We start from the raw sequence: 13,572 nt of genomic DNA, 5'->3' as shown, positions 1-13,572 counted from the left end.
CAGGCCGGGTCAGGCGCAACCGCCGCCCGGCAAAACAGCGTCAGTTCTGCAATACCGACGACACCAACAGCTGGGTGTAAGGGTGATGCGGATCGTCGAGCACCCGGTCGGTTAAGCCACTCTCCACCACCTGGCCCTGCTTCATCACCAGCAGTCGGTTCGCCAGCAGGCGGGCGACGCCGAGATCGTGGGTGACAATCACCACCGCCAGATTCAGCTCCACCGCCAGGCCGCGCAGCAGATCAAGCAGCCGCGCCTGCACGGACACATCCAGCCCGCCGGTGGGTTCATCCATAAACACCAGCTTCGGCTGGGTGACGAGATTGCGGGCGATCTGCAGACGCTGCTGCATGCCGCCGGAAAAGGTGGTGGGCAGGTCGTCGATGCGCGAGGGCGGGATCTCCACCTCCTGCAGCCACTTTTCGGCGGTGGCGCGAATGTTGCCGTAGTGGCGGGCGCCGGTGGCCATCAGCCGTTCGCCGATGTTGCCCCCGGCGGAGACCTGGCGACGCAGGCCGTCCATCGGGTGCTGATGCACCACTCCCCATTCGGTGCGCAGCAGGCGGCGGCGTTCGGCTTCGCTCATGGCGTACAGCGAGCGCTGCTGGTACAGCACCTCGCCCCGCTGCGGCGTCAGGCGGGCGGAAATCGCCTTCAGCAGGGTGGTTTTACCGGATCCGGACTCCCCAACGATGCCGAGCACTTCCCCCGGCCACAGTTCGAAGGAGACGTCGCGGAAGCCTTTATCCGGGGCATAGAGATGGGTCAGGTGATTGACGGCAAGTAACGGATGGCTCATTTTTTCTGTCCCTCGCTCTGCTGGCGGCAATAGTCGGTATCGGAGCAGACAAACATCCGCTGACCGCTGTCATCCAGCACCACTTCGTCGAGGTAGCTGTGGCGCGAGCCGCAGATGGCGCAGGGCTCATCCCACTCCTGGACGGTAAACGGATGGTCGTCGAAATCGAGACTTTCCACCGGGGTATAGGGCGGCACGGCGTAGATCCGCTTTTCGCGCCCGGCGCCGAACAGCTGCAGCGCCGGCATCATGTGCATTTTCGGGTTATCGAATTTCGGGATCGGCGAGGGGTCCATCACGTAGCGGCCATTGACCTTCACCGGGTAGGCGTAGGTGGTGGCGATATGGCCGAAGCGGGCGATATCTTCATACAGTTTCACCTGCATCACGCCGTACTCTTCCAGGGCGTGCATAGTGCGGGTTTCGGTTTCGCGCGGCTCGATAAAGCGCAGCGGCTCCGGGATCGGCACCTGATAGATCAGGATCTGATCCTCCACCAGCGGCGTCTCCGGGATGCGGTGGCGGGTCTGGATCAGGGTGGCGTCTTCAGTGCGCTCAGTGGTGGCGACGCCGGTCACGCGCTTAAAGAACTGGCGGATCGACACCGCGTTGGTGGTGTCATCGGCGCCCTGGTCAATCACCTTCAGCACGTCGTTCTCGCCGATGACGCTGGCGGTCAGCTGGATGCCGCCAGTGCCCCAGCCGTAGGGCATCGGCATTTCGCGACCGCCGAACGGCACCTGATAGCCGGGAATGGCTACCGCTTTGAGAATAGCCCGGCGGATCATGCGCTTGGTTTGCTCGTCGAGATAAGCAAAGTTATAGCCAGTCAGTGGGTTAGCCACGTTCGTTCTCCCGTTGCAGGCGTTTCAGCAGCGCCAGTTCGGCCTGGAAATCGACATAGTGCGGTAGCTTCAGATGCGAGACGAAGCCGGCGGCTTCAACGTTATCGGCGTGGGCCAGCACAAACTCTTCATCCTGGGCGGGACCGGCAATCTCTTCGTCATAGTCCGCCGCCTGCAGGGCGCGGTCGACGAGGGCCATGGCCATCGCTTTGCGCTCGCTCATGCCGAAGGTCAGACCGTAGCCGCGGGTGAAGTGCGGCGGTTCATCCTGCGGGGCGACGAAGCCGTTGACCATTTCGCATTCGGTCAGCAGCAGCTCGCCAATATTGACGCTAAAGCCCAGCTCTTCCGGGACAATCTCCACCTGCACGTAGCCGCTGCGGATCTCGCCGGCAAACGGATGGTTGCGGCCATAGCCGCGCTGAGTCGAATAGGCCAGCGCCAGCAGGTAGCCTTCATCGCCGCGCATCAGCTGCTGCAGGCGCGAAGAACGCGAGCAGGGGTAGACCGGCGGGGTGCGGGTGATATCGTCGGGCGGTGTGCCGCGATCTTCCTCGGCCTTCGCCAGCCCCTGCTGCGTGAGCAGGCTGAAAACATGCGGCGAGGTCGGCGCTTCGCTATCGGCTTTCGGCACAGACGGCGCGTCGCCGTTCGCCAGCAGGGTAAAATCGAGCAGGCGGTGGGTGTAGTCGTAGGTAGGGCCCAGCAGCTGACCGCCGGGGATATCTTTGTACACTGCCGAGATGCGGCGTTCGAGACGCATTCCGGCGGTGTCGATCGGTTCGCTAACCGCCAGCCGCGGCAGGGTGGTGCGGTAGGCGCGCAGCAGGAAGATCGCTTCGACGTTATCGCCGCTGGCCTGCTTGAGCGCCAGCGCCGCCAGTTCGCGATCGGCGATGCCGCCCTCGGTCATCACCCGGTCCACCGCCAGATTGAGCTGGTCGCTTATCTGGTCAACGCTCAGTTCGGGAAGCCGTCCATCGCCCCGTCGTTTCTGTTCCTGTAAGGCGTGAGCGGCGCGGATCGCCTTCTCGCCGCCCTTGACGGCAACGTACATTTAGCAAACCTCCACGTGGGTGGTGCGCGGGATCGCCAGCAGGCGCTCGCCGCAGGTGAGGATCAGGTCAATGCCCAGCGGGAACGGGTGCGGGCGCTCCGTCAGTTCGTCAATGATGCAGTCCGGCAGCTGAGGGGCGATCATTCGCTCTTCGGCAATGCCTGCCCCGGTCAGGCGCAGCATGCGCCCGCCGCTCAGGCTGGCGAGCTGGACGATCAGCGTGACGCCGGTCTCCGGGGCGGTGACGGTGCCCGCGGAGAGGACGTTGAGCTGCTCGGCGCTGATGCCGTCATTGGCGACCGCAAAGACCGCCTGCTGCGGCTGGTCCACCAGCGGCGCGCCGGTATGGAAGCGCAGATTCTGTCCCACCAGATCGTTATGCAGGGCGCTGGCGAGCCAGACCGGCGTTTCGTGATCGGCAAGGGTCAACAGCAGGCTGGTGGAGGCGACGTTCAGCGGCTGCCAGCCGTGCTGTAACTGCTGCAGGGAGACAATCACCCCCGGCTCGCTCATCGCTTTCAGCAGGCGACGAAAACTGTGTTGGGCATCCTGCACAGCCAGGGTAAAAGCGGGTTGTAAGGTCATGCGTTATCTCCGCGAACCAGGGTAAAGAAGTCGACCCGGCTGGCGTTGACTTCGGCGCGTCGGGCTTCAATGCGCGCGCTGCGTAGCGCTTCCAGCGGGGTTATCAGGGTTTCCATCAAATTGTGAAAATGGTGGGGCGACTGCAGCAGGGCGTCGATGGCCGCGCAGCGTTCGGCGTGCGGGCGGTCGCGGCCTAAGATCCAGCTGTAGCCGAGCGTACCATCGGCCAGACGTACCGCCGCCCGGGTGAGCGTGGCGTCGCCGGCGAAGAAACGGTCGCCGATACCGCCCATCCGGGCCTGAAGCTGCACCAGGCCTGTCTCGGGAGAGCGGATCAGCTCATACTCCGGCGCCAGCTGCAGGGCGTGCATGCGTGCCAGAAGATCTTGCGGTTCACTGTGGGCCAGCACGGACATCCAGCGCTGGCGGGTGGCGGTATCGAAGTGCATTCAGTGCTCCATGGTGAATTCAATCATGTCGGCGCGGGTCAGGCTGACGGAGTATTCGGTGACGGCCTGCTCGCCCTGGCGGCTGTTGAGAGTGCGCACGCAGAGCAGCGGCGCCATATTGGGGATCTCCAGCAGCTTGCTCTCTTTCGCCTGCGCGCGACGGGCGCTGATTTTGGTGCGCACCCGGGTCAGTTCGACGTCAAGCCGATCGCGGAGCAGGTTGTGCAGCGAGCCGTGGCTGAAGGTCTGCAACACAGGCCAGAAGCGCAGGTCGGCAAAGTAGTGGTCAATCAGGCACAGGGCGACGCCATTGACCCGGCGCAGGGTGCGCAGGTGGATGACATTCTCGCCCTCGCTAATGCCAAAGGCCTCGGCAACGTGCGCGCTGGCGGGGCGCAGTACCGACAGCAGTTTTTCGCTGGTGGGATCGCTGCCTTGTTCCAGCAGGTTCTGGCTGAACCGCGCCTGGGCATTGAGCGGGTAATCGATCGGCCGCATCAGCACCAGCACGCCGACGCCCTGACGGCGTTGTACCCAGCCGCGCTCAACCAGCTGGTCGATAGCCCGACGCAGGGTATGGCGGTTTACATCGAAGCGCGTCGCCAGCTGCTGCTCGGCGGGCAGATAGTCGCCGCAGCGATAGTGGTGGCGCAGCTCCTGCTCAAGCCGGGCGGCGATTTCCTGATAGCGCGTGGGATAACTGGTCGGATGTCTGGACAGGTGCATGGTCATCAAGCCTCACACAGCATAGGCGAGGAGCCTCCTCGCGTTGTGAGCCGATCCTGACCGGTTTATGTTGCAGTTCTGTTAAGTGATGATGACTAAAGGATGAAGAGTTAATGCCAGACGGATGACAGGGCGGCCAGGCCGCCCTGGCGGGGTCAGCCTTGTTTGACCACGTTGATCATCCATGGGACGCCAAAGCGATCGACGACTTTGCCGAAGCCGTGGGCCCAGAAGGTTTCCTGCCAGGCCATCTCAATGCGCCCGCCGACCGCCAGCGCGTCGAACCAGCGCTGGCCTTCAGCGACATCGTTGGGATCGAGGACGAGGGTGAAGCCGGCGTAATGCACATCGGGCCCGAAGGCGCTGTCGCTTAGCATCAGCTCGCCGTTGCCGATGCGCAGGCTGGCGTGGGCGATGGCGTCATCCGCCATCTTCTGGCCAGACGGGCAGCCGTCAGAGGCTTCCTGCGCCGAAGGCGGCATTTCGCCAAAGGTCATTTTAAACATCAGCTCGGCGCCCAGCGTCTGCTGATAGAAGGCGATCGCCTCGGCGCAGTTGCCCGCAAAGGCAAGGTAGGGACTTAAGGACATGGTGAATACCTCAGTGACCGTAACCCGTAAAGCGTAGTCGCCCACAGCGGGATTGAGCCAGACGGCAGCGCGAAAATGGGGCGGGAATAGTGCTGCAGGCGGCAGCGTAAATAGCGGCGGCTGGCGGGATAAATAACCTGATGCGCAGGGAGGCGAAGGGCAGTGAGGATATCGGGAGCGGCGACGGCGATAGGGGAAAATAATCGCGTCGCCTGCCCGGAAATAAATCAGTTCTTTTTGACGAATTCAGATTTCAGCTTCATCGGGCCAAAACCGTCAATTTTGCAGTCAATGTTGTGATCGCCTTCGACCAGGCGGATATTCTTCACTTTGGTGCCGATTTTCAGCATCGAAGAGCTGCCTTTAACCTTCAGATCTTTCACTACCGTGACGCTGTCGCCATCGGCCAGTAAATTGCCATTGGCATCTTTAACGATCAGAACGTCGTTTTCTTCCGTGGCTTCGGCAGGGTTCCACTCATGGGCGCATTCCGGGCAGATGTACATGCCGTTGTCTTCATAAGTGTAAGTCGAATCGCATTTTGGGCAGTGTGGCAGTTGCATGACGTTCCTCGTGATGTCGTCGAAAAACAGGACGTTGGTCCTTTAAACAGCGGCTGAGAGCCGAAAGTGGCTATGATTATAGCGCAATCACCCACTTTTGTCGGGTGTTTTTTTGCTAAAAAATAGCCGGGGCGCTATTCCGGGAAGAAGCGAATAATTGCTGAAATTAACCGCCGGCGATGGAACAACATCGACGAAATAATTTCCGGGCGATCGGCAGGAAATGAACTTATTTATTTTCTGGGACTCTGTAATTAGGCGGTAAATTTATGTGAAGTTGATCGCAGATATAAACACTGTTAGGGTAAAAAAGGGGAGCAGGTCAATTTCATCAATTATGACGATGAGCCGCTCCATTTATTCACCAGTAGCCACAGCAGGCGTCAACAGGTTCGGTTGTACATTCTGTCAGCAGACAGTGCAGGCAAACCTGCTACGCTTGAAATGAGGAGCACAGCAATTCACCGCTCCTGACGCACGTTGCGAATGGCTTTGCCATTCGGCGAAGAGACGTGCATTCAAGGCGGAGTAGCAGAGGAAAAATATGCTTAAAAGGAAAAAAATAAAGCCCATCACCCTTAAGGATGTGACCATCATCGACGATGGTAAACTGAAAAAGGCGATCACCGCGGCCTCTCTGGGCAACGCGATGGAGTGGTTCGATTTCGGCGTCTACGGCTTTGTGGCCTACGCCTTAGGTAAAGTCTTCTTCCCCGATGCCAACCCAAGCGTGCAGATGATTGCCGCACTCGGTACCTTCTCCGTTCCATTTTTAATTCGTCCGCTGGGCGGCCTGTTCTTCGGGATGCTGGGCGATAAATACGGTCGGCAGAAAATTCTCGCGATAACTATCGTGATCATGTCGATAAGTACTTTCTGTATCGGCCTTATTCCTTCGTATGCCACGATAGGTATCTGGGCGCCGATCCTGCTGCTGCTGTGTAAAATGGCGCAAGGCTTCTCGGTCGGTGGTGAATATACCGGGGCGTCGATCTTCGTCGCGGAATACTCCCCTGACCGTAAACGCGGGTTTATGGGCAGCTGGCTGGACTTTGGCTCCATCGCCGGGTTTGTGATGGGGGCCGGCGTGGTGGTCCTGATCTCCAGCGTAGTGGGGGAACAGAACTTCCTTGAGTGGGGTTGGCGTATCCCGTTCTTCCTGGCGCTGCCGTTAGGCATCATCGGCCTCTATCTGCGCCATGCGCTGGAAGAGACCCCGGCGTTCCAGCAGCATGTGGACACTATGGAGCAGGGCGACCGTGAAGGTCTGCAGGACGGGCCGAAGGTCTCTTTTAAAGAGATTGCCACTAAGCACTGGCGCAGCCTGCTGACCTGTATCGGTCTGGTGATTTCCACCAACGTGACCTACTACATGCTGCTGACCTACATGCCGAGCTACCTGTCGCATAACCTGCACTACTCGGAAGACCATGGGGTGCTGATCATCATCGCTATCATGGTCGGGATGCTGTTTGTACAGCCGGTTATCGGTATGCTCAGCGACCGTTTCGGCCGCCGTCCGTTTATCCTGATTGGTAGCGTGGCGCTGTTTGCCCTGTCGATCCCGGCCTTCATTATGATCAACAGCAACGTGACGAGCCTGATCTTTGCCGGTCTGCTGCTGCTGGCGGTGGTGCTGAACTGCTTTATCGGGGTGATGGCCTCCTCGCTGCCGGCGATGTTCCCGACGCACATCCGCTTCAGCGCCCTGGCCAGCGCCTTTAACATCTCGGTGCTGATTGCCGGTCTGACGCCAACCCTGGCGGCGTGGCTGGTGGAGACCACCCAGAACCTGATGATGCCGGCATACTACCTGATGGTGATCGCGGTGGTGGGTATGGCGACGGGCCTGTCAATGAAAGAGACCGCTAACCGTCCGCTCAAAGGGGCGACCCCGGCGGCGTCGGATATTCAGGAAGCGAAAGAAATCCTTGGCGAGCACTACGATAATATCGAGCAAAAAATCGAAGATATCGATCAGGAGATCGCCGATCTGCAGGCAAAACGGTCGCGTCTGGTGCAGCAGCATCCGCGTATCAACGACTAACTGTTTTCACTGCTAATCATGCCGCCTGGGGAAACCCCGGCGGCATTTTTTATGCCTCCGGCAAGGCCAGACCGTGACGACGCTGTTGGCTGAGTTTACGGTACTGCTGCGGCGGCATCCCCACGTAGCGGGTAAAGGTGCTGTAGAAGCGGCTGCTGGAGCGGAAACCGGCGGTGAGGGCGATATCCAGGATGGTCTTGTCGGTATCGCTCAGCAGCGCCCGCACGTGATTGATACGCATGGCGGTAATGTACTGCTTCATGGTTTGCTGCATCACTCTCTGGAATACCCCCATCGCATAGTTCGGGTTGAGCTTAACGTGCTCGGCGACGGCATTGACGGTCAGCGCCTGGTCGTAGTGGGCGGCGATAAACTCCAGCATCTGGCTGACATAAAACTGCGCATGGCGCGAGACGCTGTTCTTATGGGTGCGCGAGGTTTTGTTGACCAGAATCGGCTGCCAGCCGGCGAGGCTCAGCCGCTTCAGCATCAGGGCGATTTCATCGATCGCCAGCTGGCGAATCTGTTCATTGTCGTGGTTCAGCTCCTGCTGCCAGCGGCGCACCTCGAAGGCGCTCAGCTGCTGGGTGGCGAGGGATTTAATCACCATCCCGTGAGTGACGTGGTTGATCAGCTCCCGGTCCAGCGGCCATGAGAGAAACAGATGCATCGGCAGGTTAAAGATCGCCATCTGCTGGCAATCCCCCGGGCGGGTCAACTGGTGCGGCGTACAGGCCCAGAACAGGGTGATATAGCCTTTCTCTATGCGCACTACTTCGTTATTAATCAAATATTCCACGTCGCCATCGAACGGCACGTTGACCTCCACCTGGCCATGCCAGTGGCTGGTAGGCATGGCGTGCGGCGGGCGCAGCTCGATATCCATACGCTGATACTCAGAGTAGAGCGCCAGCGGGCTGCGGCTCTGCTTTTCATCGCTGCTGCACATAAAGGGATCGGGGGGCAGGGAGGTGAAGCGGTATTCCATCGTTAGCGTATTCCTGAATTGTCAGAGTGGCTGCATTTTTCGCCAGAACTGACGACAGCTTAGCGGAAGAATCGGCCCATTTTCTCTCCTTTTTGCGCAATCTGTTCCCGAAAACTCAGATTTTGTGGCGCTTAATGGCCGATCTGAGCTTTCGGGAATGCTCCGGTGGGAACAGGGCAGCGCAACGCTGAACGGCGTGCCACTCTGCAAGGGTTCAATGACCAGATGGAGAGAGCGTAATGACCGCCCCAAAAATTACCTTTATCGGCGCCGGTTCGACGGTGTTCGTTAAAAATATTCTCGGTGATGTTTTCCAGCGCCCGGCGCTGAAATCGGCGCATGTCGCGCTGATGGATATCGATGACACCCGGCTGGAAGAGTCGCATACCGTGGTGCGCAAGCTGATGGATTCCGTCGGCGCGAAGGGCGAAATCAGCTGCCATCGCGATCGCAAAACCGCCCTGCAGGGCGCTGATTTCGTTGTGGTCGCCTTCCAGATTGGCGGCTATGAGCCCTGTACCGTCACCGATTTTGAGGTCTGTAAACGCCATGGCCTGGAGCAGACCATCGCCGATACGCTGGGTCCGGGGGGCATTATGCGCGCCCTGCGTACCATACCTCACCTGTGGGCTATCTGCGACGACATGACCGAGGTCTGCCCGGACGCCACCCTGCTTAACTACGTCAACCCAATGGCGATGAACACCTGGGCCATGTACGCCCGCTACCCGCATATTAAACAGGTTGGCCTGTGCCACTCGGTGCAGGGAACGGCGGAAGAACTGGCGCGCGATCTTGACCTCAACCCGGCGGATTTACGCTACCGCTGCGCCGGGATTAACCATATGGCGTTCTATCTCTCGCTGGAGAAAAAGCTCGCCGACGGCAGCTATGTCAGCCTCTATCCCGACCTGCTGCAGGCCTACGCCGATGGGCGCGCGCCGAAGCCTAACCTGCACGGTAACCCGCGCTGCGAAAATATCGTCCGCTATGAGATGTTCAAAAAGCTCGGCTACTTTGTGACCGAGTCATCGGAGCATTTTGCCGAATACACGCCATGGTTTATCAAGCCGGGCCGCGAGGACCTTATCGCCCGCTATAAAGTGCCGCTGGATGAATACCCGAAACGCTGCGTCGAGCAACTGGCCAACTGGCATCAGGAGCTGGAGAGCTATCAGCGCGGCGAGCGCATCGAGGTGAAGCCATCCCGTGAGTATGCCAGCACCATCATGAACGCCATCTGGACCGGCGAGCCAAGCGTGGTGTATGGCAACGTACGCAATGACGGCCTTATCGACAACCTGCCGCAGGGCTGCTGCGTGGAAGTGGCTTGCCTGGTGGACGCCAACGGCATTCAGCCGACCAAAGTGGGCGCGCTGCCGGCGCATCTGGCGGCGCTGATGCAGACCAACATCAACGTGCAGACGCTGCTCACGGAGGCGATCCTCACCGAAAATCGCGATTACGTCTATTACGCCACGATGATGGATCCGCACACCGCCGCGGTGCTGGGGATCGAAGAGATCTACGCGCTGGTGGACGATCTGATCGCCAGCCACGGCGATTGGCTGCCGTCCTGGCTGCATCGTTAATCTTCTCATGCCGCCGGGGGCAACGACCCGGCGGCGTCCTGCATGCTCTATCAAACACTGAAGGAGGCGCTGGCGACAGCGACCTGTACCCTATGAGTATTTCAATGACAACAAAGCTCAGCTACGGATTTGGTGCCTTTGGTAAAGATTTCGCTATCGGTATCGTCTACATGTACCTGATGTATTACTACACCGATATTGTTGGACTGTCGGTTGGGGTGGTCGGCACCTTGTTTCTGGTGGCGAGGATCCTCGATGCGATAGCCGATCCGATCATGGGTTGGATCGTCAACTGTACGCGATCGCGATGGGGGAAATTCAAACCGTGGATCCTGATTGGCACGATAACCAACTCGGTGGTGCTGTATATGCTGTTCAGCGCCCATCACTTCTCCGGCGGGGCGCTGCTGGCATGGGTGTGGCTGACCTACCTGCTGTGGGGGTTCACCTACACCATCATGGATGTGCCGTTCTGGTCGCTGGTGCCGACCATTACCCTTGATAAACGCGAACGTGAACAGCTGGTGCCGTATCCACGCTTTTTCGCCAGCCTGGCGGGATTCGTCACCGCCGGCGTCACGCTGCCGTTTGTCAGCGCCGTGGGCGGCGCCGACCGCGGTTTCGGTTTCCAGATGTTCACCCTGGTGTTGATCGCCTTCTTCGTGGTTTCCACCCTCGTCACGCTGCGTAACGTCCACGAGGTTTACTCCTCGGATAGCGGCGTGAGCGAGGATGCCAGCCATCTTTCACTGCGCCAGATGGTGGCGTTGATCTATAAAAACGATCAGCTGGCCTGCCTGTTGGGCATGGCGCTGGCCTATAACACGGCGGCGAATATTATCGCTGGCTTTGCGATTTACTACTTTACCTACGTGATTGGCAGCGCGGAGATGTTCCCATATTACATGTCCTACGCCGGCGCGGCGAACCTGCTGACGTTAGTGCTGTTTCCGCGGCTGGTGAAGGGGCTGTCGCGGCGCATTCTGTGGGCGGGCGCTTCGATCATGCCGGTGCTGGGCTGCGGCGTGCTGTTGCTGATGGCGCTGAGCGGGGTCTACAACGTCGCGCTGATTTCGCTGGCCGGCGTGCTGTTGAATATCGGCACCGCGCTGTTCTGGGTGCTGCAGGTTATTATGGTGGCCGATACCGTCGACTACGGCGAATATACGATGAACATCCGCTGCGAAAGTATCGCCTATTCGGTGCAGACGCTGGTGGTGAAAGCGGGCTCGGCGTTCGCGGCCTGGTTTATCGCCATCGTGCTCGGTATCATCGGTTATGTGCCGAATGTGGCCCAGTCGTCCCAGACGCTGCTGGGGATGCAGGCGATTATGATTGCGCTGCCGACGCTCTTTTTTGCCCTGACGCTGTTTCTCTATTTCCGCTATTACAAGCTCAACGGCGATATGCTGCGTCGCATTCAGATTCACCTGCTGGATAAATATCGCCGGGTACCGGAAAATGTGGCTGAGCCGGAACGGCCCATTGTGGTACCCAACCAGGTGTAAAAAGCGTTCGAAAACAGCTGACGAAAGAGGGGAGGGATGCTCTCTTTTTTGGACAAAAATGAGCGTTGAAAGCGGACGAAAAGAGAAATCGCATTTCTCTAATATGTCTCAAAATATTCTCTCTTTAGGTTCGTGAAGTTGTTATTTGATCCAATTGTTCTCAATTAAAACTCAGAATTGTCTCTTTTTCGTGCTCTTGCGCTGCTTTTTAACTCTTGCTACTCTTTTTGGGTGTTACATTTTTCTCTTATTTGTCTCAGTGATGGAGCAATGCGATGCGCATTTTTATCGATGATGGTTCAACCAATATCAAAATGCTGTGGGAGCAAGATGGCGAAACTTTCACCCATATCAGCCCCAATAGTTTTAAACGCGGCTGGTCTGCCACCTTCGGTTCCGGGAAGCCCTTTAACTACACCGTGGATGATGAAAAGTACTCATTCGACCTGATCACTCCCGATGCGCTCCCGACCAATAATATTGACTGGCAGTACAGCCCGTTGAACTCCATCGCTGTCCATCACGCGCTGCTGACCAGCGGTCTTGAGCCACAGGACGTCGAAATAGTCGTGACGCTGCCGCTGACTGAATTTTATGACGAGGATGCGCAATATCGCCTCGACAACATTGAGCGTAAGAAAAAGAGCCTGCTGCGCGAAGTTAAGCTGAATAAAGGCGTGGTGTTCAACATCACCAAAGTCACCGTGCGCCCGGAATCGATTCCGGCGGGCATTAGCCTGTGCGATGAACTCAAGCCCTCCCATTCGGTGTTGATTATCGACCTCGGCGGCACCACGCTCGATATTTCGATGGTCGCCGGGCAGATGACCTCGGTTTCGCGCATTTACGGCGACCCGAAGCTGGGCGTATCGCTGGTGACCGACGCCGTTAAGCTGGCGCTGGCGCGGGCTAACACCGATACCTCAAGCTATAACGTCGACCAGATCATTATCAATCGCCATGACGAAGCGTACCTGACCGATAACATCAACGATCCGGATGCGGTTTCTGAGGTGAAAAAGGTGATCACTAACAGCATCGAACGTCTGACCACCCGCGTCCTGACGGCTATCGATAGCTTTAAAGGCTACTCGCATGCCATCGTGATTGGCGGTGGCGCGCCGCTGGTTGCCGATGCTATTCGTGAACGTATGGGCCTGCGTCAGGACCGTTTCGTGGTGGCTGAAGAGCCGCAGTTCGCCCTGGTGCGTGGTCTGAAAATTATTGGCTAAGGAGCGTCTATGACTCTGGAACGCAGAAAAGTGCTGATTTACCTGCGCCCGGATATCAGCGCCAGCGAGCGCTTCGCGGACGCAAAAATTGAGGCCCACCATCGCGGCGACCGCGGCGATATGTCGCGCACGGCGCTGCTGGCGGGGCTGGCGTTAGGGGAAGTCGACAGCCGCTTACCGTCGATGCTGGCGGCGCTGCTGGCGGAAGACACTAAACCGGAAACGCTGCGCAAGATGCTGGCCTCGTTCCTTGAGATCCAGCCGGCCTCTTCCGCCCCGACAGCCGCACCAGCGGCCGCCCCGGCTAAGGCGCCGGAGCCGCCCGCGCCGGTCAGCGAGAGCGTTTCGGCGCGCAACCTCGCCGGTTCGCTGCCGGACTAAGCGCTATTCGCGGTTTACGCTATCCGGGAAACTCCCCGGCTTGCGCTGCGCTTAGCCGGGCTACTGTTTACACTGTCCGGTAGCCCGGGTAAGGCGGAACGCCGCGACCTGGGAAATTCCCCGGCTTGCGCTGTGCTTAGTTTGTAGGCCGGGTAAGGCGTAGCCGCCACCCGGCATACAGGCGGCTCCCTGGCTGTGGCCATGCCCGGC

At 58.9% G+C, this 13,572-nt stretch carries 14 protein-coding genes; 5 read left to right on the top strand and 9 right to left on the bottom strand.

The features are described from left to right. Positions 1-40 precede the first annotated feature (40 nt). The 8 genes from phnK to ABLV04_RS05445 form a co-directional block, all read right to left on the bottom strand. Complete coding sequence (phnK, locus tag ABLV04_RS05480; RefSeq protein ID WP_101995498.1) at positions 41-799, bottom strand: phosphonate C-P lyase system protein PhnK; 759 nt, start codon at positions 797-799, stop codon at positions 41-43. After that, the gene (locus ABLV04_RS05475; RefSeq protein WP_002885202.1) at positions 796-1,644 is read right to left on the bottom strand and encodes an alpha-D-ribose 1-methylphosphonate 5-phosphate C-P-lyase PhnJ; all 849 of its coding nucleotides are present in this window, start codon (positions 1,642-1,644) and stop codon (positions 796-798) included. Before ABLV04_RS05475 ends, phnK begins: the two co-directional genes overlap by 4 nt. Continuing rightward, a complete protein-coding gene (locus ABLV04_RS05470) occupies positions 1,637-2,701 on the bottom strand; it encodes a carbon-phosphorus lyase complex subunit PhnI (RefSeq protein ID WP_023291667.1) in 1,065 nt (354 codons plus the stop codon). The genes ABLV04_RS05475 and ABLV04_RS05470 overlap by 8 nt, the downstream gene beginning before the upstream one ends. Next, positions 2,702-3,286 (bottom strand): phosphonate C-P lyase system protein PhnH, encoded by a 585-nt coding sequence (gene phnH, locus ABLV04_RS05465; protein WP_008807244.1) that lies wholly within the window; start codon positions 3,284-3,286, stop codon positions 2,702-2,704. Then, positions 3,283-3,735, bottom strand: coding sequence for a phosphonate C-P lyase system protein PhnG (phnG, locus tag ABLV04_RS05460; protein ID WP_072413988.1), 453 nt, complete (start codon positions 3,733-3,735; stop codon positions 3,283-3,285). Before phnG ends, phnH begins: the two co-directional genes overlap by 4 nt. Continuing rightward, positions 3,736-4,461, bottom strand: coding sequence for a phosphonate metabolism transcriptional regulator PhnF (gene phnF / locus ABLV04_RS05455; protein WP_023291670.1), 726 nt, complete (start codon positions 4,459-4,461; stop codon positions 3,736-3,738). 155 nt (positions 4,462-4,616) lie between these two features. Beyond that, the gene (gene yjdN, locus ABLV04_RS05450; protein WP_023291671.1) at positions 4,617-5,051 is read right to left on the bottom strand and encodes a VOC family metalloprotein YjdN; all 435 of its coding nucleotides are present in this window, start codon (positions 5,049-5,051) and stop codon (positions 4,617-4,619) included. A 227-nt stretch (positions 5,052-5,278) separates the two neighbouring features. After that, entirely contained in the window at positions 5,279-5,614 is a 336-nt protein-coding gene (locus ABLV04_RS05445; RefSeq protein WP_023291672.1) for a zinc ribbon domain-containing protein YjdM, read from the bottom strand. Between the two features lie 544 nt (positions 5,615-6,158). On the opposite strand from ABLV04_RS05445, the gene proP reads away from it, so the two are divergent. Next, positions 6,159-7,661 carry a glycine betaine/L-proline transporter ProP gene (gene proP / locus ABLV04_RS05440; RefSeq protein ID WP_023291673.1) on the top strand — a complete coding sequence of 501 codons (1,503 nt, stop codon included), beginning with the start codon at positions 6,159-6,161 and terminating at the stop codon, positions 7,659-7,661. A 49-nt stretch (positions 7,662-7,710) separates the two neighbouring features. Here the strand turns inward: proP and melR are convergent, their stop codons facing one another. After that, positions 7,711-8,649 carry a transcriptional regulator MelR gene (melR, locus tag ABLV04_RS05435; RefSeq protein ID WP_023291674.1) on the bottom strand — a complete coding sequence of 313 codons (939 nt, stop codon included), beginning with the start codon at positions 8,647-8,649 and terminating at the stop codon, positions 7,711-7,713. A 239-nt stretch (positions 8,650-8,888) separates the two neighbouring features. On the opposite strand from melR, the gene ABLV04_RS05430 reads away from it, so the two are divergent. The 4 genes from ABLV04_RS05430 (at position 8,889) to ABLV04_RS05415 (ending at position 13,362) form a co-directional block, all read left to right on the top strand. After that, complete coding sequence (locus ABLV04_RS05430) at positions 8,889-10,241, top strand: alpha-glucosidase/alpha-galactosidase (RefSeq protein ID WP_023291675.1); 1,353 nt, start codon at positions 8,889-8,891, stop codon at positions 10,239-10,241. A 92-nt stretch (positions 10,242-10,333) separates the two neighbouring features. Continuing rightward, a complete protein-coding gene (gene melB, locus ABLV04_RS05425) occupies positions 10,334-11,749 on the top strand; it encodes a melibiose:sodium transporter MelB (RefSeq protein WP_044525156.1) in 1,416 nt (471 codons plus the stop codon). Positions 11,750-12,024: 275 nt separating this feature from the next. Continuing rightward, positions 12,025-12,981, top strand: coding sequence for a plasmid segregation protein ParM domain-containing protein (gene parM / locus ABLV04_RS05420; RefSeq protein WP_147733914.1), 957 nt, complete (start codon positions 12,025-12,027; stop codon positions 12,979-12,981). 9 nt (positions 12,982-12,990) lie between these two features. Beyond that, on the top strand, positions 12,991-13,362 hold the full coding sequence (locus tag ABLV04_RS05415) for a plasmid partitioning/stability family protein (RefSeq protein ID WP_017900087.1): 372 nt from the start codon (positions 12,991-12,993) through the stop codon (positions 13,360-13,362). The last annotated feature ends 210 nt before the right edge of the window (positions 13,363-13,572 follow it).

It is taken from the genome of Klebsiella sp. JN_Kp127, assembly GCF_040062505.1.
Classification (GTDB): Bacteria; Pseudomonadota; Gammaproteobacteria; order Enterobacterales; family Enterobacteriaceae; genus Klebsiella; species Klebsiella quasipneumoniae.
The sequence above is the reverse complement of the archived record's forward strand: the minus strand, read 5'-3'. Positions and strand labels throughout refer to the sequence as shown.

Bases quoted from the DNA above. Each gene is read 5' to 3' on its own strand.
- phnH (WP_008807244.1), bottom strand. From the start codon at position 3,286: ATGACCTTACAACCCGCTTTTACCCTGGCTGTGCAGGATGCCCAACAC.
- phnK (WP_101995498.1), bottom strand. From the start codon at position 799: ATGAGCCATCCGTTACTTGCCGTCAATCACCTGACCCATCTCTATGCC.
- melB (WP_044525156.1), top strand. From the start codon at position 10,334: ATGAGTATTTCAATGACAACAAAGCTCAGCTACGGATTTGGTGCCTTT.
- yjdN (WP_023291671.1), bottom strand. From the start codon at position 5,051: ATGTCCTTAAGTCCCTACCTTGCCTTTGCGGGCAACTGCGCCGAGGCG.
- melR (WP_023291674.1), bottom strand. From the start codon at position 8,649: ATGGAATACCGCTTCACCTCCCTGCCCCCCGATCCCTTTATGTGCAGC.
- proP (WP_023291673.1), top strand. From the start codon at position 6,159: ATGCTTAAAAGGAAAAAAATAAAGCCCATCACCCTTAAGGATGTGACC.
- phnF (WP_023291670.1), bottom strand. From the start codon at position 4,461: ATGCACCTGTCCAGACATCCGACCAGTTATCCCACGCGCTATCAGGAA.
- ABLV04_RS05430 (WP_023291675.1), top strand. From the start codon at position 8,889: ATGACCGCCCCAAAAATTACCTTTATCGGCGCCGGTTCGACGGTGTTC.
- ABLV04_RS05470 (WP_023291667.1), bottom strand. From the start codon at position 2,701: ATGTACGTTGCCGTCAAGGGCGGCGAGAAGGCGATCCGCGCCGCTCAC.
- ABLV04_RS05415 (WP_017900087.1), top strand. From the start codon at position 12,991: ATGACTCTGGAACGCAGAAAAGTGCTGATTTACCTGCGCCCGGATATC.
- parM (WP_147733914.1), top strand. From the start codon at position 12,025: ATGCGCATTTTTATCGATGATGGTTCAACCAATATCAAAATGCTGTGG.
- phnG (WP_072413988.1), bottom strand. From the start codon at position 3,735: ATGCACTTCGATACCGCCACCCGCCAGCGCTGGATGTCCGTGCTGGCC.
- ABLV04_RS05445 (WP_023291672.1), bottom strand. From the start codon at position 5,614: ATGCAACTGCCACACTGCCCAAAATGCGATTCGACTTACACTTATGAA.